The 26,887-nt window shown below is 69.0% G+C and carries 21 protein-coding genes and 1 pseudogene; 10 read left to right on the plus strand and 12 right to left on the minus strand.

Annotated elements, in window-relative coordinates:
• Window positions 1-279: 279 nt before the first annotated feature.
• The gene (locus tag IEY17_RS23885) at window positions 280-1,938 is read right to left on the minus strand and encodes an acetolactate synthase large subunit (protein WP_188991532.1); all 1,659 of its coding nucleotides are present in this window, start codon (window positions 1,936-1,938) and stop codon (window positions 280-282) included.
• Between the two features lie 333 nt (window positions 1,939-2,271).
• Complete coding sequence (locus IEY17_RS23890) at window positions 2,272-2,952, minus strand: helix-turn-helix domain-containing protein (protein WP_308424022.1); 681 nt, start codon at window positions 2,950-2,952, stop codon at window positions 2,272-2,274.
• On the opposite strand from IEY17_RS23890, the gene IEY17_RS23895 reads away from it, so the two are divergent.
• Complete coding sequence (locus tag IEY17_RS23895; RefSeq protein WP_188991536.1) at window positions 2,951-4,282, plus strand: nicotinate phosphoribosyltransferase; 1,332 nt, start codon at window positions 2,951-2,953, stop codon at window positions 4,280-4,282. The genes IEY17_RS23890 and IEY17_RS23895 overlap by 2 nt on opposite strands.
• A 3-nt stretch (window positions 4,283-4,285) precedes the next feature.
• Here the strand turns inward: IEY17_RS23895 and IEY17_RS23900 are convergent, their stop codons facing one another.
• The gene (locus IEY17_RS23900) at window positions 4,286-5,479 is read right to left on the minus strand and encodes a cytochrome P450 (RefSeq protein WP_188991539.1); all 1,194 of its coding nucleotides are present in this window, start codon (window positions 5,477-5,479) and stop codon (window positions 4,286-4,288) included.
• Between the two features lie 217 nt (window positions 5,480-5,696).
• Here IEY17_RS23900 and IEY17_RS23905 point away from each other — a divergent pair, with 217 nt between their 5' ends.
• Window positions 5,697-7,127 carry a serine/threonine-protein kinase gene (locus tag IEY17_RS23905; RefSeq protein ID WP_229680564.1) on the plus strand — a complete coding sequence of 477 codons (1,431 nt, stop codon included), beginning with the start codon at window positions 5,697-5,699 and terminating at the stop codon, window positions 7,125-7,127.
• A gap of 106 nt (window positions 7,128-7,233) precedes the next feature.
• Complete coding sequence (locus IEY17_RS23910) at window positions 7,234-7,953, plus strand: Type 1 glutamine amidotransferase-like domain-containing protein (protein WP_188991543.1); 720 nt, start codon at window positions 7,234-7,236, stop codon at window positions 7,951-7,953.
• A 305-nt stretch (window positions 7,954-8,258) separates the two neighbouring features.
• Here the strand turns inward: IEY17_RS23910 and IEY17_RS23915 are convergent, their stop codons facing one another.
• From IEY17_RS23915 to IEY17_RS23930, 4 genes are all read right to left on the minus strand, one after another.
• Window positions 8,259-10,817, minus strand: coding sequence for a polynucleotide kinase-phosphatase (locus IEY17_RS23915; protein ID WP_188991545.1), 2,559 nt, complete (start codon window positions 10,815-10,817; stop codon window positions 8,259-8,261).
• Window positions 10,817-12,208 carry a 3' terminal RNA ribose 2'-O-methyltransferase Hen1 gene (locus IEY17_RS23920; protein WP_188991547.1) on the minus strand — a complete coding sequence of 464 codons (1,392 nt, stop codon included), beginning with the start codon at window positions 12,206-12,208 and terminating at the stop codon, window positions 10,817-10,819. Before IEY17_RS23920 ends, IEY17_RS23915 begins: the two co-directional genes overlap by 1 nt.
• Window positions 12,209-12,258: 50 nt before the next feature.
• Window positions 12,259-13,095, minus strand: a complete 837-nt coding sequence (locus IEY17_RS23925) for a metallophosphoesterase family protein (RefSeq protein ID WP_188991549.1) — start codon at window positions 13,093-13,095, stop codon at window positions 12,259-12,261.
• Window positions 13,096-13,185: 90 nt separating this feature from the next.
• The gene (locus tag IEY17_RS23930) at window positions 13,186-14,079 is read right to left on the minus strand and encodes a PfkB family carbohydrate kinase (protein ID WP_188991551.1); all 894 of its coding nucleotides are present in this window, start codon (window positions 14,077-14,079) and stop codon (window positions 13,186-13,188) included.
• Window positions 14,080-14,298: 219 nt separating this feature from the next.
• Here IEY17_RS23930 and IEY17_RS23935 point away from each other — a divergent pair, with 219 nt between their 5' ends.
• From IEY17_RS23935 to IEY17_RS23950, 4 genes are all read left to right on the plus strand, one after another.
• Entirely contained in the window at window positions 14,299-15,303 is a 1,005-nt protein-coding gene (locus tag IEY17_RS23935; protein ID WP_188991553.1) for a substrate-binding domain-containing protein, read from the plus strand.
• Entirely contained in the window at window positions 15,300-16,274 is a 975-nt protein-coding gene (locus tag IEY17_RS23940; protein ID WP_229680565.1) for an ABC transporter permease, read from the plus strand. The genes IEY17_RS23935 and IEY17_RS23940 overlap by 4 nt, the downstream gene beginning before the upstream one ends.
• Window positions 16,274-17,077, plus strand: a complete 804-nt coding sequence (locus IEY17_RS23945; protein ID WP_188991555.1) for an ATP-binding cassette domain-containing protein — start codon at window positions 16,274-16,276, stop codon at window positions 17,075-17,077. Before IEY17_RS23940 ends, IEY17_RS23945 begins: the two co-directional genes overlap by 1 nt.
• A gap of 207 nt (window positions 17,078-17,284) precedes the next feature.
• Window positions 17,285-18,019, plus strand: a complete 735-nt coding sequence (locus tag IEY17_RS23950) for an SDR family oxidoreductase (RefSeq protein WP_188991616.1) — start codon at window positions 17,285-17,287, stop codon at window positions 18,017-18,019.
• 315 nt (window positions 18,020-18,334) lie between these two features.
• Here IEY17_RS23950 and IEY17_RS23955 read toward each other — a convergent pair whose 3' ends face one another.
• Together IEY17_RS23955 and IEY17_RS23960 are read right to left on the minus strand one after the other, a co-directional pair.
• A complete protein-coding gene (locus IEY17_RS23955; RefSeq protein ID WP_188991557.1) occupies window positions 18,335-18,694 on the minus strand; it encodes a DUF6086 family protein in 360 nt (119 codons plus the stop codon).
• Window positions 18,694-19,119, minus strand: a complete 426-nt coding sequence (locus IEY17_RS23960; protein WP_188991559.1) for a hypothetical protein — start codon at window positions 19,117-19,119, stop codon at window positions 18,694-18,696. Before IEY17_RS23960 ends, IEY17_RS23955 begins: the two co-directional genes overlap by 1 nt.
• A 2,271-nt stretch (window positions 19,120-21,390) precedes the next feature.
• On the opposite strand from IEY17_RS23960, the pseudogene IEY17_RS23965 reads away from it, so the two are divergent.
• The 3 genes and pseudogenes from IEY17_RS23965 to IEY17_RS23975 all read left to right on the plus strand — a co-directional run.
• Window positions 21,391-22,296: pseudogene (locus IEY17_RS23965) on the plus strand (VirB4 family type IV secretion system protein); the annotation flags it as partial.
• A 70-nt stretch (window positions 22,297-22,366) separates the two neighbouring features.
• Entirely contained in the window at window positions 22,367-23,086 is a 720-nt protein-coding gene (locus IEY17_RS23970) for a DUF8128 domain-containing protein (protein ID WP_188991561.1), read from the plus strand.
• Window positions 23,087-23,465: 379 nt separating this feature from the next.
• Window positions 23,466-24,401, plus strand: coding sequence for a hypothetical protein (locus tag IEY17_RS23975; protein ID WP_188991563.1), 936 nt, complete (start codon window positions 23,466-23,468; stop codon window positions 24,399-24,401).
• A gap of 199 nt (window positions 24,402-24,600) precedes the next feature.
• Here the strand turns inward: IEY17_RS23975 and IEY17_RS23980 are convergent, their stop codons facing one another.
• From IEY17_RS23980 to IEY17_RS23990, 3 genes are all read right to left on the minus strand, one after another.
• Window positions 24,601-24,789, minus strand: coding sequence for a hypothetical protein (locus tag IEY17_RS23980; RefSeq protein ID WP_188991565.1), 189 nt, complete (start codon window positions 24,787-24,789; stop codon window positions 24,601-24,603).
• Window positions 24,790-25,125: 336 nt separating this feature from the next.
• On the minus strand, window positions 25,126-25,668 hold the full coding sequence (locus IEY17_RS23985; protein WP_188991567.1) for a flavoprotein: 543 nt from the start codon (window positions 25,666-25,668) through the stop codon (window positions 25,126-25,128).
• Window positions 25,665-26,864, minus strand: coding sequence for a helix-turn-helix domain-containing protein (locus IEY17_RS23990; RefSeq protein ID WP_188991568.1), 1,200 nt, complete (start codon window positions 26,862-26,864; stop codon window positions 25,665-25,667). Before IEY17_RS23990 ends, IEY17_RS23985 begins: the two co-directional genes overlap by 4 nt.
• Window positions 26,865-26,887 lie beyond the last annotated feature (23 nt).

A 26,887-nucleotide genomic window follows, 5' to 3' on the forward strand; every position in this document is an offset into this window, starting at 1 on the left:
GTCGGCCTCCTCCAGCCCCAGGCCGAGCTGGACAAGTCCGCCGGTGTCAACATCAACCTCTACGCCGGCATCGGGATGCTGCTGTTCGCCGCCGCGTTCCTCACCTGGGCACGACTACGACCCATCGCGGTGCCCGACGCGGAGAACACACCGCAGAGCTGACCTGCGTCCGATGTGGACGCGGTCGCGCCGGGGGGTTCAGCCGAGCCCCGAACGGCTGAACCCCCCGGCCCCCGTCGTGGCGGCGACCACGTTCACCTGGGCCCCGGCGTGACACCGTCAGAGGGTGGCTTCAAGCTGGCCGAGCCGTTCGGTCAGGCGCAGGTTCTCGCTGTAGTCCACCGGACAGGCGATCAGCGTCACGCCCGGGTAGGCCAGTGCGCTGCGCAGCGTCGGCAGCAGTTCGTCGGCGCTGCTGATGCGGTGGCCGCGGGCACCGAAGCTCTCCGCGTAGCGCACCACGTCGGGATTGGTGAACGAGGTGCAGCGGTGTTCGCCCACCTCAAGCTCCATCTTCCACTCGATGAGCCCGTAGCCGCCGTCCTCCCAGATCAGCACGGTCAGCGGGATCCCCTCGCGAACGGCCGTCTCGATCTCCTGCGAGTGCATCAGGAACGCGCCGTCACCGACCGCGGCGAGCACGTTCACCCCCGGCTCCGCCAGCGCCACCGCGAGCGCACCGGGCAGCGCGAACGCCATAGTGGACAGACCATTGGAGACCAGGCAGGTGTTGGCCGCGTACGTCGGGTACAACCGGGACATCCACATCTTCAGCGCCCCGGTGTCGACCAGCACGACGTCCTCCCGGTCCAGGGCGGCCCGCGTGTCGGCGACGATGCGCTGCGGCGCGAGCGGGAACCGGTCGTCGGTGCGGCCGCGGTCCAGTTCGGCTTCGACCATCTCGCGGCTCGGTGTCGTCGCCGGAGCGGCGCGATCGTGCGGAACCGCGGCCGACAGGGCGTCCAGCGACGCCGAGATGTCACCGATGATGCCCACGTCGATCGAGTAGTGTGCGTCGACCTCCGCGGGGAACCGGTGCACGTGGATGATCCTCTTGTCGCCGTGCGGGTTGATCCGCACCGGATCGAACTCCTGCAGCTCGTAGCCGACCGCGACGATCAGGTCGGCCTGGTCGAACCCGAAGTTGCCGTAGTCGCGCCGCATGAAGCCGATGGTGCCCATCGCCAGCGGATGGTCGTCCGGGATGACGCCCTTGCCGTGGAACGTGGTGGCGACCGGCAGCCCCAGGTCGGTGGCGAACGCGGCAAGTGACTTCCCTGCGGCGTTGCGCGCGGCGCCGTGCCCGGCGAGCACGACCGGGTTGCGGGCGGAGCTCAGCAGCGCCGCGGCCCGGGCGACCTGGCCCGGCGCCGGGGCCTCGGCGCGCACCACGTTGCGTGGCAACGGGTGCAGGGCGGGATCGGCCGCACCGGCGTCGACGTCCTCGGGCACCGCCAGGTACACCGCGCCGGGGCGTTCGGTCTCGGCGACCTTGAACGCCTTGCGCACCATCTCCGGGATCGCCCGGGCGTCGGGCACGCCCGCCGACCACTTGGTGATCGGCGCGAACATGCTGACGAGGTCGACGAACTGGTGGGACTCCTTGTAGCTGCGGTTGCTGCCGACCTGCGCGGACAGCGCGACCAGCGGGGTGCTGTTCGTCATCGCGTCCGCCGCGCCCAGCTGCAGGTTGATCGCGCCGGGGCCGAGCGTGGCCGACACGACCCCGGCGGAACCGGTGACCCGCCCGTGCATCTCGGCCATGAACGACGCGCCCTGCTCGTGCCGGGTCAGCACGTAGCGGATGCTTGATCTGTCGAGGGCGTTGGTGAGGCGGATGTTCTCCTCGCCCGGGATGCCGAAGACGACGCGGACGCCCTCGTTCTCCAGGCAGCGGACGAGCAGCTCGGCGGCGCTGCTGTCGTGGGTGCCGTTCATGGTGGCCAGCCCCCATCCCGCTCGGCCGGCGCGGTGGCGCGGCCTGGCGACGCGCTCCCACCGTCGGTGCCCGACCAGAGTAGCCCCGGCAGTGGGGTCGGGAAGGGGGCGAAAGCCCCTCGTCAGTGCGGTGCGGACGAGCTGGTGGACGGCCTGCCGACCGGGCTCCCCGGCAGGACTGTCCGGCGGCGCGTGGTTGGTGTGGCCGCTGGTGCTTCGGTGCCGGCGATCGTTGTCGAGCCGGTTGCCGTGGCGTGCCCTGTCACGCCTGATGCTGGATCTACTGACACAGTGCTCGGGTGCGCAGACGGGAGGCGAGTTCGCCCGGTGGGGTTACCGGGTAGGCGGTGGCAAGGTCATCAACGATGGCCTCCAGATGCGCCAGCGTGGTGCTTCCGACGTTGCTGGACGCGGCACGGCGGGCGAGTTCGAGAGCGGCCAGTTCGGTATCACCCCCGGTGCCCGGCACTGTGCGGAGGGCGTGCTGGTTCCGGGCCACGCGGGCGAGCTGCCCGCACCGACGATGTCATCGAGGCGTTCGGCAGTTGACGGGTCAACGGCCTGAAGACCGGATTCATACCGTGAGATCGTGGCCTGACTGATCGGCACGAGACGGGCCAGCTGCCCCTGGCTCAACCCCGCAGCGCGCCGACAAAGTCCTCTCGCTGGAAACCACCGCCGCCGGGTCTCGCATGCGCGCCGGCCCCCGATCGAAGAAGGAGGGCTTCTTCCTGCGAGCTGAAACCGCAGATGACCGAAAACCTCGGCGGAGTCCCCGGTTTTTGGGATGCCAACACCGCCGAGATGTCCCACGGCGAGGGCTTTCTGACGACCCATGAGCCCGACCACCGCCGAAGTCGCCGAGGCCGACCGACAGTTCACCGCGTGAACATTCCCTGTTCCGGTTCCCTCGAACCCGCGAACCGGTCGTCGGGCGGTGAGCAGGGATTGTGCGCGCCGCGCGGGTGGTACCCGGAGAGCGAGGGGCTCGCGGGGTGAGGGAGACCGCGGCATGACCGGGTTGTGCACGGATCTCTACGAGATCAGGATGACAGCCAGCTACCTGCGCCGGGGCATGACCGGACCGGCGACGTTCAGCCTGTTCGCGCGCAAGCTCCCGCCCAACCGTGGGTTCCTGGTCGCCGCCGGCCTGGCCGACTGCCTGGACTTCCTGGCGGGCCTGCGCTTCGACTCCGGTGAACTGGACTACCTCGGCGCGCAGCTGCACCTGCCGGAGGACGACCTGGCCGCCCTGGCGAAACTGCGCTTCACCGGTGAGGTGTGGGCCGTCCCGGAGGGCCGGGTCGTCTTCGCCGGGGAACCGCTGCTGGAGGTCACGGCACCGCTGCCGGAGGCGCAGCTGGTCGAAACGGCGTTGCTGAACTTCGTGACGTTCCACACGGCGGTGGCGACGAAGGCGGCCCGGTGCCGCCTGGCCGCCCCGCACACCGCGCTGGTCGACTTCGCGGCCCGCCGCACCCACGGCCTGGAGGCGTCCCGGGCGGTCGCCAGGGCCGCGGCCATCGCCGGGTTCGCCGGAACCAGCTATGTGGCCGCGGCGCGGGAGTTCGGCCTGCCGGCCGTCGGCACGATGGCGCACTCCTACGTCGAGGCGTTCCCGGACGAACGCGCCGCGTTTCGCGCGTTCGCCGAGGACTTTCCCGAGGCCGTCGTCTTCCTCGTCGACACCTACGACACCCTGCAGGGGGTACGCACGGTCATCGAGGTCGCACGCGACCTGCCCGACACCGCGGCGGTCGGCATCCGGCTGGACTCCGGTGACCTGGCCGAGCTGGCGGTGCGGTCGCGACGGCTGCTCGACGAGGCAGGGTTGACCGGCGCCCGCATCGTGGCCAGCGGCGGTCTGGACGAGCAGCAGCTGGTGCGGCTGTCAAAGGCCCCGATCGACATGTTCGGCGTCGGGACCCGCATGGGCGTCTCGGCCGACGCGCCCTACCTGGACACCGCCTACAAGCTCGTCGAGTACGACGGGCATCCGGTGATGAAGATGTCCGCGGGCAAGCTGTCCGCACCTGGCGCGAAGCAGGTCCACCGTGGCGATCCCGGGCAGCCCGACCTGCTGGCGCTGCGCACCGAGACCCGCCGGGAGCGCCGCGAACCGCTGCTGCAGCCGGTGATGCGCGGCGGGGCCCGGCTGGGCCCGCCCGAGCCGGTCTCAGCCGCGCGGCGGCGGTTCGAGCGCGACCTGGCCTGGCTGCCGGAGTCGGCGCGGCGCCTGGTTGACCCCGCGCCCGTCGAGGTGATCCCGACCCCGCTGCTGACCCAGCTCACCGAGTCGCTGCGGCACTCCCTCGCGGCCCGCTCCCACCACGCGTCACGGTGAGGGTCACTTCGGGACCGACACCACCATGCCGCGCAGTTCGTAGCCGCCGATCGCGTCGTTGAACGACACCCGTGGCGGGGTCTGCATCGTCACGTCCGGCAGGTCGAACAGCTTGTGCAGGAACACGTCGGTCTCGAGCATCGCCACGTGCGCGCCCGGGCACTTGTGCGCGCCGTCGCCGAAGGACAGCCCCGGAGGGGTCGCGCCATTGCGGAGTTCGCGCCCCGGGCACACGGCCAGCGGCTTCTCGCCGACCGCGTCCGGGTCGGTGTTGGTGGCGCTGACGTGCACGTCGAAGACCTCCCCGGCCGGGATGGTGACGGTGCCGTCCTCGCCCGGCAGTTCCAGCGGGGCCGTGGTGCGCCGCCTGAGGTGTCCGACGACCGGTTCCAGCCGCAGCAACTCGTGCAGGATCGCGATCCGATCGCTCTCCTCCGCGGCGCGGTAGCGGGCCCGCAGCTCGTCGTCGGTGAACAGGTGCCAGGCCGCGAGGTTGACGAACTCGCGGGTGGTCACCATGCCCGCCGCGGCGAAGGTGATGCACTCGCCGAGGATCTCCGCCGACGAGCAGCCCTCGTCCAGCAGGTGTGAGATGAGGTCGTCGCGGCGCTGCCGGCGGCGGGCGCGCACGGCCGGGCGCACGTCGTTGACGTAGATCCCGGACCAGTTGGTCAGCTGCCGCCACACCCAGTACAGGCCGTTGAGGCTGGTGAAGCCGGGTTTGCCGAACTCCTCCGGGAAGAAGCGCTCGAGCCGGCGCTGCAGACCCGGACGGCTCTCGGTGAGGCCGATGATCGCGCACGCCACGTCGATGGCCAGGTTGAAGCTCAGGTCGGACAGCTCGGCCCGCCCGTCCCGCCGCAGCTTGGCCAGCTGCTCGTCGGTGATGCGCTCCATCAGCGGACGGTACGCCTCGTCGACGTGGCGCGGGGTGAAGTACTTGGCGGTCTGCCTGCGGTGCTCGCGGTGCTCCGGGCCGTCCCGGAACAGCACCGGTCGGCGGATCTTGGCGGGCATCTTCTCGACGGTCTCGACGCCCAGCCCGGCCTGGACGGTGTCGGTGCTGCGCAGGGCCGTGCGTGCGGCCGCGTAGCCGCGGATCGCCCAGACGCCGTCGGCGCCGCGGCTGACCGGGCACCCACCGCCCTCACCTTCGCCGCGATCGATCTTGCGTGCGTTCGTCCCGTCGGTCGGCATCCGGGATGGGTCCTTTCCACGGCAGGGGCTGTCCTCGAGCATGATCCACTTCTTGTAGCACCGATGGTTGCGCGCGTGCACCGATCGCTGCCGGTTCGTAGCGGAATGTTCACCGGCGCCACTGGGTGGCCGCGGTGTCGCGGGCCCGGCGATCGCCGGGCCGGTCGGGGCGCCCCCTAGGATGGGCCGGACGTCGGTCGGTGAGGAGTCGCGCGCCGTGAAGTGGCAGTTCGGTCCGTACCTGGTGGAGGGGGTCATCGCGCGGGGCGGGATGGGCGAGATCCTGCGCGCGTACGACACTCGCCACGACCGCGTGGTGGCCCTCAAACTGCTGTCCGAGGAGCTCGCCGCGAATCAGGAGTTCCGGGAACGGTTCAAGCGCGAGGCGCACGCGGCGGGCCGCCTGCGGGAGCCGCACGTCATCCCGATCCACGCCTACGGCGAGATCGACGGGCGTCTGTACCTGGACATGCGGCTGGTGGAGGGCAGCGACGTCGGTTCGCTGCTGGCGGCGAACGGGCCGATGCGCCCGCACGACGCGGTGGCGGTGCTGGAGCAGGTTGCGCAGGCGCTGGATGCCGCGCACGAGGAGGGCCTGGTGCACCGGGACGTCAAGCCCTCCAACATCCTGGTCAGCAAATCCGGTTTCGCCTACCTCGTGGACTTCGGCATCGCCGCGTCGCTGCGCGCCAGCCACTCGCTGACCTCCACCGGGCACGCCGTGGGCACCCTGGCCTACATGGCCCCGGAGCGCTTCGACGACGGGCCGCAGGACCACCGGGTGGACGTGTACTCGCTGGCCTGCGTGCTCTACCAGTGCCTGACGGGGGCGAAGCCGTTCGCCGGCGAGACCGCGGCATCGCTGATCAACGCGCACCTGAACCACCCGCCGCCAGCACCGACCGCGGCGCGGCCGGACGTCCCGCGCGAGTTCGACGACATCATCGCGCGCGGCATGGCGAAGGACCCGGCGGACCGGTTCGCCAGCGCCGGTGAGCTGGCGCGGGCGGCCCGCCAGGCGGTCACCGCGGTGGCGGTGTTGCCGCCGCAGTTCGCCGCGCCCCCGCGGCGCGCGCCGCACTGGGGTTACGTGCTGGCCGGGGTTGGCGTGGTCGCACTGGTCGGCGGTGTGGCCGTGGCGGCCACCACGTTGCGCGGCGGCGAGCCGGGTCAGGCGATCCCCGCGGAGCCCACGTCCGCACCGGTTGAGACCAGCGAAGCGGCCCCGACTCAGTCGACGACGCGTTCGGCGGCGGTGCCACGACCGGCACCGGCGACCACGACGTCGCGCGAGCAGCCGGAGCCGTCGCAGGACCCGGGAGCGCCCCCGACCAAGCCCGCGCGGACCAAGTGGTGTAAGACGATCACCTTCGACGGCGCCAAGCGCGGCACCGGCTGCTTCGAGGCCGTCGGCGACCACCTGTTCGCCCATGACACGAAGGCGGACGGCATGTGGATCAAGACGGTCGCCGAGACCGACTACGGCCGCGTCGAGGAGTGCAAGGACGGCAACAGCGAGGGCGGTCCGGTGGACTGCAACCTGGACCTGAGAGAGAAGGGCCGAATCCACTTCAAGGTCGAACTCTGGGACGCCAAAACCAAGATCAGCGAAACCCGCTGGTCCAAGTTCGTCCCCATCGCCCAGTGACCTGAATGCTCCTGCGTGGCTGAGGAGGGGCACCTGGCGTCGTCCCCCGAACCAGCTGAGGTCGTCGCAGCGGAATCCCGCATGTGAACCTCGTACCCTCGTGATCGTGACCGCAGCCGAACCGACGATCATTGCCACGTCGATGGGCCTGAACCGGGCCCGAGAACCGTGGTGGCCGGGGCCCGTTTTCCGGTATGCCTTCGAGTTGGCGCGCCCGACGTCGAGGCCGCGTCTGTGCCTTGTGGCCACGGCTGGCGGGGATCAGCAGGTGACGGTGGAGCGGTTTCGGAACGCCTTCTCCTCGGGCGAGGTCGAGTTCTCGTCGTTGACGCTGTTCGACAAGCCGAACGTGCCGGACGTGGCGGCGCATCTCCGGCAGCAGGACGTGATCTGGGTGGATCGGGGGAGTCTTGCCAACCTGCTGGCGGTGTGGCGGGCCCACCAACTGGATGGTGTGCTGCGCGAGTGCTGGGAGGCGGGAGTAGTGCTCGTTGGTGAGTCGGCCGGCTCGTTGTGCTGGTTCGCCAGCGGGACGACCGACTCGTTCGGCGATGTCCGGGCGTTCACCGACGGGTTGGCCCTGTTGCCGTATGCCAATGCTGTCCACTACGAGAAGCGGCGCCCGCAGTTCCAACGGCTCATCGGGGAAGGTGTCCTGCCACTCGGATTCGCCACCGATGTCGGTGCCGGGCTGCATTTCGAGGGCACGGAGTTGGTCGCCGCGATCAGCGACCGCAGGAATGCCGGAGCATACCGCGTCGAACGAACAGATGGCGGCACCGTGCTGGAAAGCGCGCTCGAGGTCCGTCGCCTCAAGCGTTTCTGAGGCTGCGGCGGTTTCACCATCCACCCGGTTGAGGTCGAGCAGGTGCTGGCTCGGCTCGACGGGGTCGTCGAGGCCGGCAAGGTCCACGTCGTCAGTCGTCCCCGACTGTCCGAACAGGACACCCTCCCAACTTTGCCGGAAGTTAAGTGCCGGGGTTCCTGAGTTCGCTTGTGATCGCGATCCTGGCGCACTGCCGGGCGCGGCTGGCCAACCACGAGGTGCCCTGTGCCACGTCGAGTTCCGGGTGAGCTGCCGCACAACCCGGCGGGCAACTCAAGCGGGTTGTGCGCGACGCGGGCTGACGGTCACAGCCGCGGGTCCACGGGCTCGGACTCCAGCGCGAGCACCGCGAACACGCACTCGTGCACCCGCCACAGCGGTTCGCCGCGCGCCACCCGCTCCAGCGCCTCCAAGCCGAGCGCGTACTCGCGGACGGCCAGACCACGCTTGCGGCCGAGGCTGCGATCGCGCAGGCGGTCCAGGTGCTCCGGCTCGGTGTAGTCGGGACCGTAGATGATCCGCAGGTACTCCCGGCCGCGCACCTTCACCCCGGGCTGCACCGGGCCGCGCCGCCCCCGGGTCAGGTTCGCCGCGGGCTTGACCACCATGCCCTCACCGCCACCCGCGGTCAGCTCCTCCCACCAGTCGATCCCGGCGCGCGTCGACGCCGGATCGGTGGTGTCCACCGCGCACCGCCGCGTGGTGGCGAACAGCTCCGGGTCGGCCGCCACCAGCCGGTCCGCCACCGCCAGGTGCCAGACGTGCTCGCGGTCGTGGTACGTGCGTCCCTCGGTGGCCAGCACCTGGAACGGCGCCAGCCGCACCCCGCCCAGACCCTCGGTGGGCCAGCAGTACCGGCGGTACGCCTGGCGGTAGGCGCTCGCGTTGACACTCCGCGCGCTGGTCCGGACGTGCAGGTCAGCGACGTCCACACCGCGCGCGGCCGCAGCGGCCAACGCCTCCACCGCGACCGGCAGCGCCGCCTCCGCCGCCGCGCCGACCGAGGCGTACTGGTCCGCGATCAGACCGCGCGCCTTGGCGTTCCACGGCATCAGCTCCGCGTCCAGCAGCAGCCAGTCGGTGCCCAGCTCGTCCCAGAGCCCGGCCGTCGACACCGCCGCGCGCACCCGCGACAGCAACGCCTCGGTGGTCGCGGGCTCGAAGAACCGCCGACCCGTGCGGGTGTGGACCGCACCCGGGCCCGCCACGCCGAACCGGTTTTCCGCCGTCGAGGCGTCCCGGCAGACGAGCACGACCGCACGCGAGCCCATGTGCTTCTCCTCGCACAGCACCTGCTGCACCCCGGCCGCGCGGTACCCGGCGAAGGCGTCCTCGGGGTGCTCCAGCACGTCCGGGCGCTTCGAGGTCGCCACCGGTGCCATGGTCGGCGGCAGGTACAGCAGCCACCGCGGGTCGAGGGCGAAGCGGCTCATCACCTCCAGCGCGGCGGCGGCCCGCTCCGGCGGCACGGTGATCCGCCCGTGGTGGCGTGTCTCCACCACCCGGTGGCCGGTGACGTCGGCGAGGTTGAGCACGTCCGGTTCGCGCCGCGCCACCGACTCGGCCACCGGCGGCAGTTCCCCGGCGGGCAGCAGCGGTTTCACCGGCTCGTACCAGACCCGATGCGCCCGCACCGAGACCACCTCGCGCTCGGGGTAGCGCAGCGCGGTCAGCTTGCCGCCGAACACGCACCCGGTGTCCAGGCACATCGTGCCGTTGACCCACTCGGCCTGCGGGGTGGGTGTGTGCCCGTAGAGCACCATCGCCCGGCCTCGGTAGTCCTTGGCCCACGGGTAGCGGACCGGCAGCCCGTACTCGTCGGTCTCGCCCGTGGTCTGCCCGAACAGGGCGAAGCTGCGCACGGTTCCCGAAGCGCGCCCGTGGTAGCGCTCGGGCAGCCCGGCGTGCGCCACCACCAGCTTGCCGCCATCGAGCACGTAGTGCGCGACCAGGCCGTCGCAGAACTCCTCGACGCGTTTGCGGAACTCCTCCGGTTCTTCCTCCAGCTGCGCCAGCGTCGCCGCCAACCCGTGCGACGGCGAGACCTTACGGCCGCGCAGCGCGCGCACCAGCTTCTGCTCGTGGTTGCCGCACACCACCAGGGCATGCCCCGCGTCGACCATGCCCATCACCAGCCGCAGCACACCGGGCGTGTCCGGCCCGCGGTCGACGAGGTCGCCGACGAACACCGCGCGGCGCCCCGCCGGGTGCGCCGCACCGACCGCCCGGCCGTCGGCGTCGCGTTCCACGACGTAGCCCAAGGTGCCGAGCAGATCCTCCAGTTCGGCGCGGCAGCCGTGCACGTCGCCGATGACGTCGAACGGGCCCGTCTCGCCGCGTCGGTCGTTGAGTAGCGGCTCCACCACGATGCTGGCCGCCTCGACCTCCTCAACGCTGCGCAGCACGTGCACCCGGCGAAAACCCTCGCGCTGCAACGACTTCAGCGACCGGCGCAGTTCGGCGCGGTGCCGCCGGACGACCTGGGCGCCGAAGTCGCGGTCGGGGCGCGAGGCGTTGCGCTCGACGCACAGCGACTCCGGCATGTCGAGCACGATGGCCACCGGCAGCACGTTGTGCTTCCGCGCCAGCTCGACCAGCGGGGCCCGGGCGTGCCGCTGCACGTTCGTTGCGTCCACGACCGTCAGGCGACCGGCCGCCAACCGCTTGCCCGCCACGTGGTGCAGGGCGTCGAACGCGTCGGCAGTGGCGGACTGGTCGGTCTCGTCGTCGCTCACCAGACCGCGGAAGAAGTCGCTGGACAGCACCTGGGTCGGCGCGAAGTGCCGCCGGGCGAACGTCGACTTGCCCGACCCCGACGCGCCGATCAACACCACCAGGGACATGTCCGGAATGGACAGTCGCATCAGGACACCTCCGCCCTGGTGAACACCGCCAGCTGCGTCGGCGGGCCGACCGTGGGGTCCTCCGGGCCGACCGGCAGGAACCGGGTTGTGTAGCCGTGGCGCTCGGCCACCCCACCGGCCCACCGCCGGAACTCCTCCCGCGTCCACTCGAAGCGGTGGTCCGGGTGCCGCAGGCATCCGCTCGGCAGGTTCTCGAAAAGCACGTTGTACTCCACGTTCGGGGTGGTGACCACCACGGTTGCCGGTCGCGCGGCACCGAACACCGCGCGCTCCAGCGCGGGCAGCCGCTCCGGGTCGAGGTGCTCGACGACCTCCACCAACGCGGCGGCGTCGTACCCGGCCAGCGAGTCGTCCACGTAGGTCAGCGCGGACTGCCGCAGGGACAGCCGCGACCGCTGGTGCTCCGGCAGCCGCCGGAACCGCCGCTGCGCGGCCGCCAGCGCCCGCGCCGACACGTCCACGCCCACAACCTCGACAAACGACGGATCCGCGAGCAGGTCGGCCAGCAGCGCACCGTCCCCGCACCCCAGATCGAGGACCCGGCGCGCGCCGCAGGACCGCAGCACCGCCAGCACGCTGCCGCGGCGCTGCACCGCCAGCGGCTCGGAGCGGTCGGGGACCTCGGTCACCACCGGCCCGGCCAGCGCGTTGTCCAGTTCGTCGTCCGGGTCGCCGGACTCGGCCAGCTGCGCCAGCGCCGAGCGCACGTAAGCCCTGCGGTGCGCGAGGTAGCGGTCGCTGATCAGCTCGCGTTCGGGGTGCTCGGCCAGCCAGCCGTCCCCCGCGCGCAGCAGCTTGTCCACCTCGTCGGCACCGACCCAGTAGTGCTTCGCGTCGTCCAGCACGGGAATCAGCACGTACAGGTGCCGGAGCGCGTCGGCCACCCGCAGGGTTCCCGACAACCGCAGGTCCACGTACCGTGACTCGCCCGTCCCGGGCAGGCGGGGGTCCAGCGGCACCGGATCGGCCCGCACCTGCCACCCCAGCGGGCCGAACAGCCGCACCGCCAGGTCGGCCCCGCCCCGGCAGGGCAGCGCCGGAATCCGGATACGCAGCGGGATCGGCGTGGCCGCCAGTTCCGGTCGCGCGTCGCAGCGGCCGTTCATCGCGGTGCGCAAGACCGATCCCAACGCCACCGCCAGCAGCGATCCGGCGGCGTAGGGCCGGTCGTCGACGTACTGGCCCAGCGCGCGGTGCCTACCGCGGACGAGTTCGACCGGGTCGACCTCCAGCAGCAGCGCGGCGGTGCACTCCTCGGGCCCGGCGGCCGGGTAGAACACGTGCGCCGTACCGGCAGCCACCGGGAAGGACTGTGCCCGGTCGGGATGCTTGTGCAGCAGAAAACCGAGGTCGGTCGCGGGTTCGTGGTCGGTGGTGACGGTGATCAGCACACCGGGCAGTGTCTCACGACCGCTTCCGTCGACGCAGCCGATTTTGCCGATCAGCGCGGCAGGATCTGCCGGAGCAGCCCGCGGGGATGGCCGCGCCTGCGCCACTCCCGCGGATAGCCGAGGGACACCTCTTCGAACGGGACTCCGTCGTGGACGGTCGTGCGCGGAATGTGCAGGTGCCCGTACACCACGGCACGCGCCCGGAACCGGATGTGCCAGTCGGCGGTGCGGGTCGTGCCGCACCACTGCGCGAACTCCGGGTAGTACAGGACGTCGGTCGGTCCGCGCACCAGCGGGTAGTGGTTGACCAGCACGGTCGGCAGGTCCTCGGGCAGCTCGGCGAGCCGCTGCTCGGTCCGCGACACCCGCGCCTCGCACCACGCCTGCCGGCTCGGGTACGGGTCCGGGTGCAGCAGGAACTCGTCGCTGCACACCACACCGCTGTCGTGGGCCTTCGTCAGGCCCTCCTCGGTGTTCGCCGCACCCGGCGGCAGGAACGAGTAGTCGTAGAGCAGAAACAGCGGCGCGACCACCACCGGACCGCCGCTACCGGTCCACACCGGATACGGGTCCTCGGGCGTCACCACACCCAGCCCGCGACACACCTCCACCAGATGCCGGTAACGCTGCTCGCCCCGCAACTGCACCGCGTCGCGGTTGGACGTCCACAACTCGTGGTTGCCGGGCACCCACAGGACCTTGGCGAACCGGCGGCTGAGCAGCTCCAGCGCCCACTCGACGTCGGCGACGACCTCACCGACGTCGCCGGCGACGATCAACCAGTCGTCATCGGACCCGGGCCGCAGCTCCGCCACGATGGCCCGGTTCTCCGCATTCGACACGTGCAGATCGCTGGCCGCCACCAACCGGCCGTCAGAAACGCTCACCGTCCCGACTCTACCAACCACCGATCACCCCTCCGGCCCGCGGAACCCGCGTCCGGCCCTCAGGTGAACCGGGTGCGGGAACTGCTGCCGTCAGCCACTCATTCCTGGTGATCGCAGCTGCGCCAGCCACGCGCGGGGGCCGGGGATGCGGCACCTGAGGGCGGCGACCGCCGCGGCGCGCTCGATCACCGACGCGACATCGATGCCCGGTCGGCAGCTGTAGAAGCAGTAGGCGCCATGGAAGACGTCACCCGCTCCCAGGGTGTCGACGGCTTCGACGCGGGGCGGTGGCACGGTGCCGTGCTCGCCGCCGTGCCACCAGCGGACCGGGGCGCTGCCATGGGTGGTGATCACCGTCGGGATGCCCTGGTCCAGCAGGGCGCGGGCGGTCGCCGCGGAATCGCCAGCGCCCGGTACCCGGAACTCCGCCGAGGCGACAACCACCTGGGTACGCGGCAGCAGACGCCGCATGGATTCCTTCCACCGCCCGGCATCGACCACCACCGGTACACCCGCGGCGGCCGCTGCCGCCACGGCCGCGTCCGCCAGCACCGGGTGGTGGCCGTCGACCAGCACGACATCAGCGCCGTCGACGATCCCGGACAGCTCGGGGGAGCGTTCCACCCGCAGCGCGGTGGCGTCGATCCCGACGACCGAGCGCTGCGCGCCGCTGACGGTGATCGCCGAGACCGGCGTGTCCGTGGCGCGATCGCCGACCGCGTCCACGATGCGGACCGAGTGCGCGGCCAGGTCCGCGTGCACGACCTCGGCGACCGGGCTGCGGCCGAGGGCGGTCACCAGCACCGCCTCGCCGCCGAGCCCGGCAAAGGTCACCGCCGCGTTCGCCGCGGGCCCACCGGCCGCGACGAACTGGGCGGTCGCGGTGGCCTTGCCGTCGGCCGGCGGGCGGGCGTCGACGTGGTGCACGACGTCCAGCGTGGTCAGACCGACGAACACACCGCGCGGGGCGCCTGGGGCAACCATGCCCGGCAGTGTAGCCAGCATCGAGGCCGGACACCGTAGCGGTCCGAACGGGGTGGCACAACACCCGGACACCGCATCCGGACAGGAAAAGCCAATGCACTGTCCTCAATGGTCGAATCGGTGGCGGCCGAACGGAGCATCCGCGGAACCTTGTCCGAGCCTGGCGTGATTCCTACGATTCCGGGTGTCGATCAGTGCGGCCTCACCGCGGAGGGCACCATGGTCAAACGAGTTCTGATCGCGATCACCCTGCTGGCGGTGACCGCCGCCGGGTGCTCGGCCGAACGGCAGTGGGGCGGCGGCGCGGCCACCGCGGACGGCCGAGCCAAGATCGGCCTGATCACCAAGACCGACACCAACCCGTACTTCGTGGAGCTCCGCGAGTCCGCGCGGGCCGCGGCCCAGGCGAGCGGCGCCGATTTCATCGCGCTGGCCGGGCAGTTCGACGGTGACAACGAGGGCCAGGTGCGCGCCATCGAGAACTTCATGCAGCAGGGCGTCACCACCATCCTGATCACGCCGAACTCCTCCACCGGCGTGCTCGACGCGATCGCCCGCGCCCGCCAGGCCGGAATCCTGGTCATCGCCCTGGACACCGCCACCGAACCCGCCGACGCCGTCGACGCCACCTTCGCCACCGACAACTTCGAGGCGGGACGCCTGCAGGGCGCCTACGCCAAGGCCGCGCTCGGTGGCGCACCACCGCGGGTACTGATGATCGACGGCACCGCCGGATCGTCGGTGAACACGTTGCGGCACAACGGTTTCCTCGCCGGGATGGGGCTGGCCGACGGTGCCCCGGAGATCCGCGGCGCGCAGAACGCCAACGGCGACCAGAACCTCGCCCAGCAGGCCGTGGAGAACCTGCTGTCGCGTACCAGCGACGTCAACGTCGTCTACACCATGAACGAGCCGACCGCGCGCGGCGCCCACGCCGCGCTGCAGGGCCGCGGCCTGGCCGGTTCGGTCGTCATGGCCTCCATCGACGGCGGCTGCGAAGGCGTGGCCGCCGTCGCCGCCGGGCAGATCCGCGCCACCGTGATGCAGTTCCCCGCCAGGATGGCCGAACTGGGCGTCGAGGCCGCCGTGGAGTACGCCCGCACGCAGCGCAAACCCACCGGCTTCCACGACACCGGCGCCGCGGTTATCACCGACCAGCCGATGCCCGGCGTGCCCAGCCAGTCGGTGGCCTGGGGCCAGCAGCACTGCTGGGGCCGGAAGTGACCGCCGTCGGCGAGTGCTCGGCCGCGCGCGAGCTCTTCCTGCGCGCCCCGGCCGCCGGTCCCGCGCTGGCCCTGGTGGTGGCGGTCGCGGTGTTCTCGGTGTTCACCGACACCTTCCTCGACCCCGACAACCTGTCGCTGGTGGTGCAGCAGTCGCTGGTCATCGCCACGCTCGCGCTCGGCCAGACGCTGATCATCCTCACCGGCGGGATCGACCTGGCCAACGCGGCCGCGGCCGTGCTGGCCACGCTGGTGATGGCCAAGCTGGTGCTCGGCGGGACGCCCGGCGGCGTCGCGCTGCTGCTGGGCATCGCCGTCACCACCGTGATCGGAGCGGTGGTGGGGACGCTGGTCACCCAGGTGCGCCTGCCGCCGTTCATCGTCACGCTGGGCATGCTGACAATGCTGACCGCGCTGGCGAAACTGCTCGCCGACGGCGAGGCGGTGCCGACCGACGACCCGCTGCTGACCTGGCTGGGCACCCGGCGCTACCTGTTCGGCGGCATCGAGATCACCTACGGCATGACCGTCGCCCTGCTGCTGTACCTCGGGGTCTGGTACGCGCTGACCCGCACCGCCTGGGGCAGGCACGTCTACGCGGTCGGCAACGCCCCCGAAGCGGCCCGGCTGACCGGAATCAAGGTCAACCGGACGCTGCTGTCGGTGTACCTCACCGCCGGGGTGATCTTCGGCCTGGCCGCGTGGCAGGCGCTGGGCCGGGTGCCCAACGCCGACCCCAACGCCTACCAGCTGGGCAACCTCGACTCGATCACCGCGGTCGTGCTCGGCGGGACGAGCCTGTTCGGTGGTCGCGGTTCGGTGCTCGGCACGCTGGTGGGCGCGTTGATCGTCGCGGTGCTGCGCTCCGGGCTCACCCAGCTCGGCGTCGACGCGCTCTACCAGGACGTCGCCACCGGGGCGCTGGTGATCGCCGCGGTGGTGGTGGACCGAGTGGCCCGCAGGAGGGACTGATGGTGCCGATCCTCGCCGCGCGCGGACTGGTCAAGCACTACGGCCGGGTCACCGCCATCGACGGCGCCGACTTCGAGGTCCGCGCCGGGGAGGTGCTGGCCGTCGTCGGCGACAACGGCGCCGGGAAGTCGAGCCTCATCAAGGCGCTGTCCGGAGCGCTGGTGCCGGAGGCCGGGCAGATCGAGGTGGACGGCACCCCGGTGCACTTCCGCAGTCCGCTGGACGCCCGGCGGTGCGGCATCGAAACCGTGTACCAGGACCTCGCACTCGCCCCGGCGCAGGACATCGCGTCGAACCTGTTCCTGGGCAGGGAGAAGCGGCGGCCCGGTCTGCTGGGGACGGTGCTGCGCAAGCTCGACCACGCCGCGATGCGCGCCGAGGCGCAGCGGGTGCTCGACGACCTCGGCATCTCGGTCAAGTCGATCGGGCAACCGGTGGAGACGCTGTCCGGCGGGCAGCGGCAGGGCGTCGCGGTGGCGCGCGCGGCCGCGTTCGGCACCAAGGTGGTCATCATGGACGAGCCGACCGCGGCGCTGGGCGTCGCCGAGTCGGCGAAGGTGCTGGCGCTGATCGACCGGCTCCGGGACCGGGGGTTGCCGGTGGTGCTGATCAGCCACAACATGCCACAGGTGTTCGACATCGCCGACCGCATCCACGTGCACCGGTTGGGGCGCCGCGTCGGCCTGGTCTCGCCCCGCACGCACAGCATGAACGACGTCGTGGGCCTGATCACGGGTGCGCTGCGCATCGGCGACGACGGGCAACTGGAGGAGGTCACCGGGGAACACCGGCGTGTGGATTAGCGGACCTCTGTGGACGCTGCGGTCGGCGACGCCTGCGGCGAGGTGGTGCGCGCCCCGGCCGATCCGCTGGGCCGGGCCTTCGACCTCAATCTGTTCAGCCAAGGTCACCGACGACCACGTCGACCCCCGGGTGTGGGCCTGATCCCGCGCGCGCCGTGGGGTTGAATGGTGCGCGGTGACGTCCACGACGGAGGGTGGGTGAACGACATGCCAGTTGCGGTGGTGACCGGGGCCGGGTCGGGCGTGGGCCGGGAGATCGCGTGGGCGCTGCTCGACGCGGGCTACCAGGTCGCGCTGGCGGGTCGGCGGCCCGAGCCGCTGCGGGCGACAGCCGGCGACGCAGCGGCCGCGCTCGTGGTGCCCACCGACGTCAGCGACCCCGCATCGGTCGCGGCGCTGTTCGACGCGGTGCGCGACGAGTGGGGTCGGGTGGACCTGCTGGTCAACAACGCGGGCACCTTCGGCACCCCCGGTTCGGTCGGCGAACTGTCCCCCGAGGACTGGCAGAACGTGGTGCAGACCAACCTCACCGGCTCGTTCCTGTGCGCCCACCACGCCTTCCGCATCATGAAGGACCAGGACCCGCGCGGCGGCCGCATCATCAACAATGGCTCCATTTCGGCGCACAGCCCGCGGCCGCGCAGCGTCGCCTACACCGCCACCAAGCACGCGATCACCGGGCTGACCAAGTCGATCTCGCTGGACGGCCGCGCCTACGACATCGCCTGCGGCCAGATCGACATCGGCAACGCCGCCACCGAGATGACCGCCGGCATCGCCGCCGGCGCCGCGCAGGCCGACGGCTCGGTCCGCCCGGAGCCGACCTTCGACGCCCGGCACGTCGCCGAGGCGGTGCTGTACATGGCGGGCCTGCCGCTGTCGGCCAACGTGCAGTTCCTAACCATCACCGCCACGGCGATGCCGTTCATCGGCCGAGGCTGAGCACCTACCGCCGACCCCGTCGGGGCACCCCAGCAAAGAGACCGCCGCCTTGTCCTCCCCAGACGACCATGACCCCCACGGAAGGAACAGGAAAGCCAAATTTGGGGCCCACCCTCGAAGAAGGGTTCTCAAGTTTCCCTGGAATTGGGAAATCTGGTTCTGGCGGGTTCGCGCGGTGTGTAGCCCCACCTCCGTGTGTCGGGTCGAGCAGCTGGCGCCTGGCTGCACAGCATCCTCGTGCCAAGGCTCACCAACACCGCGGAGCCCGCCCGGATCACGAGGCTGACGTTGTTGATTACCTTCGGCGCAGTCCTGCTATGTGGGCATGGAGCGGGCGTACTGATCGAGTGAGTCGATGAAGGACTGGTGTTGAGGTGTGGTGGCGGGCAGAGTGCGGCCTGCTCGTTGGAGCATGACCAGGGCGGGCGCGAGTACGCTGCGGAGAAGTTCGCGGTAGATGGTGTTGGTCGTCGTGCAGTACTCGTCGAAAACCTTGTGTGCGAACGGTTCGAACAGCTGCAGGTCGAGGTCGCTCATGTCGTTGGCGACCGGAGCCAGCCCGGTCTGGCAGCCGAGCAAGCGCGCGAGGTTCTCGGCGGTGTGGGTGAAGAGCTGGCCGACGCGCAGAGCGGGACTCCAGACGGTCTGGTCGTCGACGTCGAAGATGTAGCTCATTACTTCCATTCCAGCTTGATGTTGACGTCGGGATGGGCGGCGCGCAGGCGCGCGACGGCGTCTTCAACGGCGGTCTTGAAGGCCGGATCAGCGCCGGGGGTAGTGAACCGGAACCCGATCGGGGCTTGTTCGTAACCGGGGAGGTACTGGCGCGCGTCGAGGTAGGAGTTGACCTTCCCGTCGAGGTGCTTCCCGATCCACGTGTCGATATTTCCGGCTGTGGTGGCGCTTTTCTCCTCCCACAATACGCCGTTTTCGATGTGGTCGATATCGGCGATGGTACGCGCGGGATCGTGTGGATCGGTGACCTCGACCCGCCGACGACCCTCCAGTTTCCCCGAGGCGGGCGGCTGGTCCCCGTAGATTCCGTCACCCACCCGCGTGGCGTCGCGCTGGGTGAGGTGTTCGCGGCCGCACCGGTCCACGAGCCCAGCAGCCGGGTTACGACGCCTTCGAGGTCGTTCAGGCGGGCGTCGATCTCCTCGGCCGCCCGCCGCAACTCGGGCTGGCCTGTGCGTCACGTACGGTTCCACCCGGCCTGGCCTCGTTACCCTCTTCTGCGACTCCGACGAACCAGTAGGGAAGGATTCATGGTGCTAGGCCGGTTGGACTGGCACGAGGTGTTTCGGCAGGTCCGTGATGTCATCGAGTACCGGACCGGTCCCGTATTGAGGGTCACCTGTCCGGCTCACACGCCAACACGTCAGAATCGACAACCACGTCCCTAGAATCCGAGTTCACGAAGTGCGCTCTCCACGCACGTGGAGGTGATTCGCTCATGGTCGAAGGCGGAGGGCAGATCCACACGTGCTCTCCACGCACGTGGAGGTGATCCGGCGCCAGCGTGATGGTCACGACGATCATGGTCGTGCTCTCCACGCACAGGTGATCCGACCCCTGAGATCGCCACAGGCGGCACGAACACGTGCTTTCCACGCACGTGGAGGTGGACTGTCGGCGGTGACTGTGTAGCCGCCGGGAATTGGTAGAGGCGATCTGGTAGCTCGGGGGGAGCCGGGCGCCGGTGCTGGGGGCTCTCTGTGGCCTGTGAGCGGTGTGAGGCGTGTTCGTTGTGCGGGGGTTTGGGTGGCCGGCGGCGCTTTCGTGGCCTGGGCCTGTGCGGCCATGTGTCGCGTCGATCGACGCTCGCAGCGCCGCTTCGAAGGTCAGTACGGCAGGTGGGGCACGAGAAGGTGGTAACGCGCCCCCTTCGGCAGGGCGTTCTGCGGGCATGTTCGATAGGGCGTGACCCCTTGACGTAGGACCTGGTTGAAGGAACCAGCCAGGATCAGTCGGGCGTCATGCGTCAGCCGCTGCGGAGTTGTCTCAGGCGGCTCTGCGGGGAAGGGCACGACGGGCGTTGCCGCAGGTTACGGGCACTACCGGGCAGCGCAGGCGGTGTGGACCAGGTGATGCGGGCCACTGGGTAGTTGACCCCATCGGTGTACTGGTTTCTCGGCTGTCGCTGTGACTCCTTGACCACCGGCGGACACCGTCGCTCCCAAAATCCTCCCAGAAATGGCGAAAAATCGGTTCGGTGCAGTTGGGGACACCTTGGAAGATCATCTGGAGAGCGCGAACAAGCCCGCTGACCTGCACGTTTGTGTCAGGTCAGCGGGCTTGCCGCTGGTCGGGGCGGCGGGATTCGAACCCACGACCCCTTGACCCCCAGTCGTGTCCACAAGAGACGGTGAGCTGTGAAAAACGAGAATCTGCAGGAAAAGCAGTGCGGTTCAGTGTCGATTAATGCGGTTCAGTGCCCGTTCGGATGGCCGTTTCGCTCCCCATTTTGCTCCCACTCCCACTGGTAGCCCTCCCGTCTGCGCGCCGCGTTTTCTGGTCGACGGCATGTGCCACGGCGGCTGCTCCCACGTTGCCTGCTCCCAGGAATTCGTGGGCGAGCTTGGGGTGCGCCACTCCAGGGGTTCGCCCTTGTTCGCGGTGGCGTCGTCCTCGGGGCCCAGATGGCGACACCGACTTCGTCCCACTAGGGGTGGGCATGGCCCAGCACCGCCACCTCGGCGATCGCAGGGTGAGCTGCGGCTTCTCCTCGATTTCGCGTGGATGGATGTTGAAACCGCCGGAGATGTACATGCCGCGAGGCGCGGCCGCACCGTCAACAGCCGACAGTGAACGGGTTCCCGAGGAGCCTGGTGATCGGTCGTTCGGAGCGGCACTACTTCCCCTATCGTTCCCTGATCCAGTCACCATTTTCCAAGCTGACTGCGTACACAGAGTCGTAATGGAACTTTGGAGACAGGCCCCAGGCTACTGTCTCGAAAGGTCGTCCTTTGGGTGTACCGTCACTTCGGATCACAATTTTTTCTTTGTGATTCCCGTATTCGTCACTGTAGGAAACACTGACGATTAGTTCCCGCAGGCACCAGCATAGCTTTGTGTTGCTGATCAACTCGAATCCGGGAGGTTCGCCTCGCTCTGCGAAGCGTGTTTGGGTGTCCAAGAAAGGACGAGTGTGCCTGTTGCCCTCCGGTGTGGACTCGGTCGCATAAATCTGTGTATCGGGGCCGTCGAGATTTGTGAACACCCGATCGTGAGGTTCGCCGCCTTGAGGCTCGAGGTAGACGAGCGTTCCGCCTGGTACTGGTCTTCTCTCGAGAACGTTGACCCGCATGTCGTCAATTCTGACGCGTTCCCGGCGGTTGCCTACGAGTTTCACGATGTGGCGGCTGACGCTGGACGCTCTCGCCCGCCGCAGCCTGTTCCTGCACACAGTGATCAGCGTCCTCCTCGACACACACCTGTCCGCAGGCGAACGGGCCGTGTTGGACCAGGCGATCACGGCCGCCTACCGCGCCGCCGGGATTACCCCGGACCCCCGCACCTGGACCCGCCCCGCCCCGACCCTGCGGGAGCTGCGCGACACCCTCACCACCGGTGATGCGGTGGCTGCGGAATTGGCACACCCCTACGTCGACGGCGCCTTCAACAACCTCCTCACCGGGCCGACGACGACACGGCCGGACGGGCACCTCGTGGTGTTCTCTCTACGCGATCTGCCTGACGAGCTCAAGGCCATCGGCACCCTGCTCATCCTGGACGCGGTGTGGCGACGGGTCGCGTACCCGGTGTTGCGCCGCCCCCGCCTGGTCGTGGTCGACGAAGCCTGGCTGCTCATGCGCCAACCCGCCGGCGCCGAGTTCTTGTTCCGGATGGCCAAGGCCGCCCGCAAACACTGGGCCGGGCTGACCGTGGCCACCCAGGACGCCGCCGACGTCCTCGGCAGCGACCTGGGCAAGGCGGTCGTCGCCAACGCCGCCACCCAAATCCTGCTACGCCAAGCACCCCAAGCCATTGACGAGATTGCCCGCGCCTTCACTCTTTCCTCGGGAGAGCGGCAGTTCCTGCTCACCGCCGAGCAAGGCCAAGGACTGCTTTCGGCCGGCACTCACCGCGCGGCCTTCCACGCCGTCGCTTCACCCACCGAGCACGCCCTGGTCACCAGTAATCCCGCCGAACTCGCCGGTTCCACCGATTCCCATGCGGACACCGGCTTCCTCGATCTCGACGGCGAGCCTTCTGTGCTGTCCGGCGACGAATTCGGCCCCGAGTCCGACGTGGCCCAGATTCCGCTCGACTCCTGACCTCGCAGCCCGCCAACGTGTCTTTCGTGTTCCCGAGGAGCGCGCCATGCCCCACATCTCATCGCCGCCTGTGTCCGCCGCCGCTGGTGTGATCGACGACTATCTCCGCGACCCCGGCGGCACGGTGAGCGCTGCGGCTGAACACGTCGTTGACTGGTTCTACGCCCACTGGCTCACTACCGTCCCCGCCGTGGCAGCTGGCGTGGCGGTGTTCGTGGGTGTGCGGGTGTGGTGGCGTCGGGACTGTCGGCACCGTCTCCATGACAACGCGCGCACAGTCACGATTCTCCCGCCGCCCACCGTGGATCCGGCTGGGGGAGTGGCGTTGTGGGCCCATCTCGTCGGCCTGCTGCGCCCGCGGTGGAAACGCCTCCTCGCTGGCCAGCCCCACCTGGCGTTCGAGTACGTGTTCTCCCACGATGGGGTGTCGCTTCGGCTGTGGGTGCCCGGTGTCATTCCGCCGGGGCTCGTGGAGCGTGCGGTGGAGGCGGCCTGGCCCGGCGCCCACACCCACAGCGGTCCCGCCGAGCCCCCACTGCCCACCGTTGAATCCGAGGGGCACCGTGTTGTTGTGGGCGGTGAGCTCCGGCTCGCCCGGGGCGATGCGCTGCCGATCCGCACCGACTTCGACACCGACCCGATCCGCGCGCTCATCGCAGCACCGGTGGGCCTGGGACGCCGCGAGTACGCGTGCGTGCAGGTGTGCGCTCGCCCAGTCACCGGGCGCCGCCTGGCCCGAGCCCGCACCGGCTCTCGCTTTCAGAAGCAGGCCGATTGCGGGCAGCTGTGAAAGACGTCTTTCCTCATGGTGACGAGCGTGGCGTGTCGGGTTCTCTAAAGGGTTTTACTGAACCACCTTCGTGATCTAGGACGGGCTGTGTGTGATCACGACGGACTGTGTCGATGATCAAGTAGCGTGTGGTGGTGCGGCGGGACCGGGCCGTGATGGAGTCGGTGCGGATGGCCGGGGCGGAGTTGTCCGAGCAAGGCTTTGCGCAGGCCGAGGTCGTGCGGACCTCTGCCCCGACTCCATCGACGAAGTCAATACACTCGCCCAACACGCCGGACTGTCACTCGAAAACACGAAGATCAGTAAGAAGCTTCTCGTGTGAGCCGGACCGCGGCTGATCATCTCGGTAGACTTGCTTGCCTGATCAGGAAGTGTGCCGGTGTCAGTCCCCGACGTATGCGATGGGAACCTCTTCCTGACATGGTGGGGTGGACAGGAGGTTAAGGAATGCGCCCTGCTGGGGTGGAAGGTCGTCTTTTGGGCCAGAACTGGAAAGTGGTTGCAATTCTTCGCGGGGCTCATAGCGATCCTTGACGTAATCGGCCCGGAGAGGCTTTTGCAAATTGGCGAAAATAGTTCCCAGCGGGTGGAGCGTGCTCGGAAAATCATCGAGCTACTGAAGGTTCAAGCACGGGTAAAAGAATACGAACTTAATATCCGCGAAGCGGTGGCAGACGACCCGAGTCTGTCAACGAAAAGAAACCCCTTTAGCGAATTTGGGCCACTGAAGGGTAATCACGAGTTTCATGATAAACCGGACTACCGGTGCCTCTTTGAATCGGTTCGCAATTACTTTGACGGAAAATCGATGTGCGATAAATGCACGGTAACCATATCTGGGGACTCCGAATCATCCTCGCATCGCGGACCGAAGCCGATTTGGGAGTGCAAGCATGGCAAGGACTGGTTCGATAGGACTATAAACGACTACATAGAGGCTCATAGTAACAATGAAGAGCTTGAGGCAAGGAGATACGCCGAGAGACGCGCCGAGATTGACGGTTTTGCAAAGGTCGTCAAAGTGTTTCCTATTCTCTTGATTCTTCTTGCCTCCCCGGTGATGAAGTGGATGGAGAAGACATTTTCTCTCCATGTATTCGTCATCTTTGTGGTAGTTGGATTCATTCTTTGTGGTAGTTGGATTCATAGGGTTGCCGCTATTTGGCTCCTTTGTGGTACTGCCGTTCGTGCTCAGCTATTCGTCATATTTCTGGTCGCTTCGGTTCAGTATTGTTGTAAACCAGGTCGCCGCGCTGCCTCCCACAATTTTGGGCCGCTTGATGAACCGGTCTCGGCCAGGTCATCCGCTGCGTAAGTGGGCGGTATATATCTTTGGCCTGGGGTTCCTTCTTGACTTGCTCGGTTCATAGGGCGGTGCAGAGGTGCGAGCCTGGATACAAAGGTCTTCGAAGTCATCGGACTCTTGTGGAGTGGGCAGGGCTAGAGAACTACACCGTGTACGGCTGGCCGATGCTGTATTGGGCCCGCCTCGGCATGGGCAGCGCAGTGCATGATCACGATACAGCCGAGTCGCCATGATCGGTGCTTTCCCTGGTGGTGACGATCTCCGTGAGGTGCAGTGCGGCGCGGACTGCGGCGAGCACGAGCTTGTCGCGTCGTATTCTTGCGGACAGCTGCAGGATCTCGCCGCCTTGGGTTTCGGCTCGGGTGGCCCAGTTAGCCTTGGTCAGGGTGTGGGCCACGCACAGCAGGGTGTGCGGCCGAGGTCCCACAGGAGGCTGTTGATTGCGCAGGCGGCGATCGCGAGATCGTCGATGTCCGCGCCGTACCAGCTCACCGTGGCGGGGTCGTGCCCGCTGCTGCGCATCACCCGGCTACGCCCCCGACCTCAACCCCGTGGAAGCATTGTGTATAGCGTCAAAGACGTCGAGTTGGCCAATCTCTGCCCTGACACCTCGACGAAGCCATCACACTCGCCGAACGCGGCATCGACCGCGTCCGCACCACCGAGCACCTGCCCTACTCATTGCTCCAACACGCGGGACTGTCACTCTAAAACACGAAGATCAGGAAAACGATCATTCCAGCGCGTTGCTGAATTGACGGTTGAGAGCTTCAACGATCGTTGGCCAGTCTTGGGACGTGACGTCGTCCGCTGTGCGTACGGTCACGGCGTCGGGGTCCAGCACTTGGACGCCGCAACGGCGAAGCGTTCGAAGGCTCACTCCGTAGGCGGGGTGGCGCTGCAACGCTGCCTTGACTACAGGGGCCGCAGTGATCGGTAGCCGGAGGCCGAGGGCTTCGTTGAGGAGCCCGAGGGCGAGTGTGTCGCTGATGCCGCTGGCCCACTTGTTGAGGGTGTTGAAGGTGAGCGGTGCGGCGAGGACGGCATCGGCCTTCGGGAGCGGATCTTGCTCGTGGGGGAGTCGCGGTTGCACGCGGACGGGATGGCCGGTGTGTGCGGCCAATGCCTCGGTGTCGATCCAGGTGGCGGCGGCGGGTGTGGTGATGACCCAGCTGTCCCAGCCGGAGGCTGCCAGCTCGTCGAGGAGTTCGGTCAGTCGGAGGACTGGGGGCGCGGCGGTGGCGATGACGTAGAGGCAGGGGGATGTGGTGGTCATTGCAGGATTCCCGCTCGTTCGGCCATGGCTCGCAGTCCGGGCGTGGCTGCGCGGCGTTCGCGTTTGAGCATCTCACGCATGAGTTCGCGGACGACGATGTGGTAGCGCAGTGTCTGGGGTGCCACGGCTTCGGCTTGCATGAGGTTGACCACGGAGGCTGCGTCTTGGCGTCGTTGGGCGTAGGCCCATGCGCAGTCGATGTGGACCTGGGCGCGGCGGCTGAGCAGTCCTGGTGGGAGGCCGGTGGTGTCCAGGGTTTCGGCGCGGGCGATGGCTTCTGCGGCGTCGCCGAGTTCCACCGCGGACGAGACGGCGTGGATGCGGACGTTGGTGGGGCCGAAGGCGGTCCAGGCGTGGTTTCCGTCTTCGCCCAGCGTGTCGGCGAGTGCTTGTGCGCGGGCCAGGCGTTCGGTGGCTTCGCCGCGATCGTTGCGGCGTGCGGCGATGATGGTGGCCAGGAGGCTGAGAGCGCCGCGGAGTGAGAGTCCGGTCGGGCTGGTGTCGGTGAGGTTGTCCGCCGTGGTCACTGCGATGCGTTCGGCGTCGTCGAGGCGGTCCAGTTTGAGGAACGCGCAGGCGAGCTGGTAGGCGGCGGAGGCCATGCGAAGTGGATCGTCGACGTGTTGGGCGGCGGTCATCGCGCGGTCAGCGGCCAGCCAGGCAAGGTGGCCGTCACCGACTTTTGTGATGAGTTTGGCGGCGGCGACATAGGCGCTGCTCTGCGCCGCCAGCGCCGCGTGCCGTTGCGGGTTCTTCGTCTCGGCGACCAGTGCGTCGGTTCCGGTGAGCAGGTGGGACAGCAGGCGGGCTGCACGGCTGTAGTCGGCCGCCTGGTAGTGCTGGTGCGCCTCTGCGGTGAGGTTCTGGGCTTCATCCACGGTCAACGTCGGCGTGCGTCGCTGTCCGAGGGACGGGTAGGCGGTCAGTGCTGCCCGGATGGCCTCGAGGTTGGCGAGCTCGAAGGCGCCGTTGGGGGCGAGGGAGAAGGGGCGGTCGGCGAGGGTTTCGACGTCGACCTTCAGGACCCGTGCGATGTCGATCAGGATCGAGAGCTTGTCCACGGAGCGTATGCCGCGTTCGACCTGCGAGAGCCACGACTCCGAACGCCCCACGAGGCCGGCGAGAGCGCTCTGGCTCAGGCCGCGGCGTCGCCGGTACACGCGGATGCGCTCGCCAATCGGTCCTTCCGTGGGCATGACCTCACCTCACCACCGTCACC

The sequence above is a fragment of the Saccharopolyspora thermophila genome, assembly GCF_014646075.1.
Lineage (GTDB): Bacteria > Actinomycetota > Actinomycetes > Mycobacteriales > Pseudonocardiaceae > Saccharopolyspora > Saccharopolyspora thermophila.

Bases quoted from the DNA above. Each gene is read 5' to 3' on its own strand.
- IEY17_RS23885 (WP_188991532.1), bottom strand. From the start codon at position 1,938: ATGAACGGCACCCACGACAGCAGCGCCGCCGAGCTGCTCGTCCGCTGC.
- IEY17_RS23895 (WP_188991536.1), top strand. From the start codon at position 2,951: ATGACCGGGTTGTGCACGGATCTCTACGAGATCAGGATGACAGCCAGC.
- IEY17_RS23890 (WP_308424022.1), bottom strand. From the start codon at position 2,952: ATGCCGCGGTCTCCCTCACCCCGCGAGCCCCTCGCTCTCCGGGTACCA.
- IEY17_RS23900 (WP_188991539.1), bottom strand. From the start codon at position 5,479: ATGCCGACCGACGGGACGAACGCACGCAAGATCGATCGCGGCGAAGGT.
- IEY17_RS23915 (WP_188991545.1), bottom strand. From the start codon at position 10,817: ATGCGACTGTCCATTCCGGACATGTCCCTGGTGGTGTTGATCGGCGCG.
- IEY17_RS23930 (WP_188991551.1), bottom strand. From the start codon at position 14,079: ATGGTTGCCCCAGGCGCCCCGCGCGGTGTGTTCGTCGGTCTGACCACG.
- IEY17_RS23935 (WP_188991553.1), top strand. From the start codon at position 14,299: ATGGTCAAACGAGTTCTGATCGCGATCACCCTGCTGGCGGTGACCGCC.
- IEY17_RS23945 (WP_188991555.1), top strand. From the start codon at position 16,274: ATGGTGCCGATCCTCGCCGCGCGCGGACTGGTCAAGCACTACGGCCGG.
- IEY17_RS23950 (WP_188991616.1), top strand. From the start codon at position 17,285: ATGCCAGTTGCGGTGGTGACCGGGGCCGGGTCGGGCGTGGGCCGGGAG.
- IEY17_RS23955 (WP_188991557.1), bottom strand. From the start codon at position 18,694: ATGAGCTACATCTTCGACGTCGACGACCAGACCGTCTGGAGTCCCGCT.
- IEY17_RS23985 (WP_188991567.1), bottom strand. From the start codon at position 25,668: ATGACCACCACATCCCCCTGCCTCTACGTCATCGCCACCGCCGCGCCC.
- IEY17_RS23990 (WP_188991568.1), bottom strand. From the start codon at position 26,864: ATGCCCACGGAAGGACCGATTGGCGAGCGCATCCGCGTGTACCGGCGA.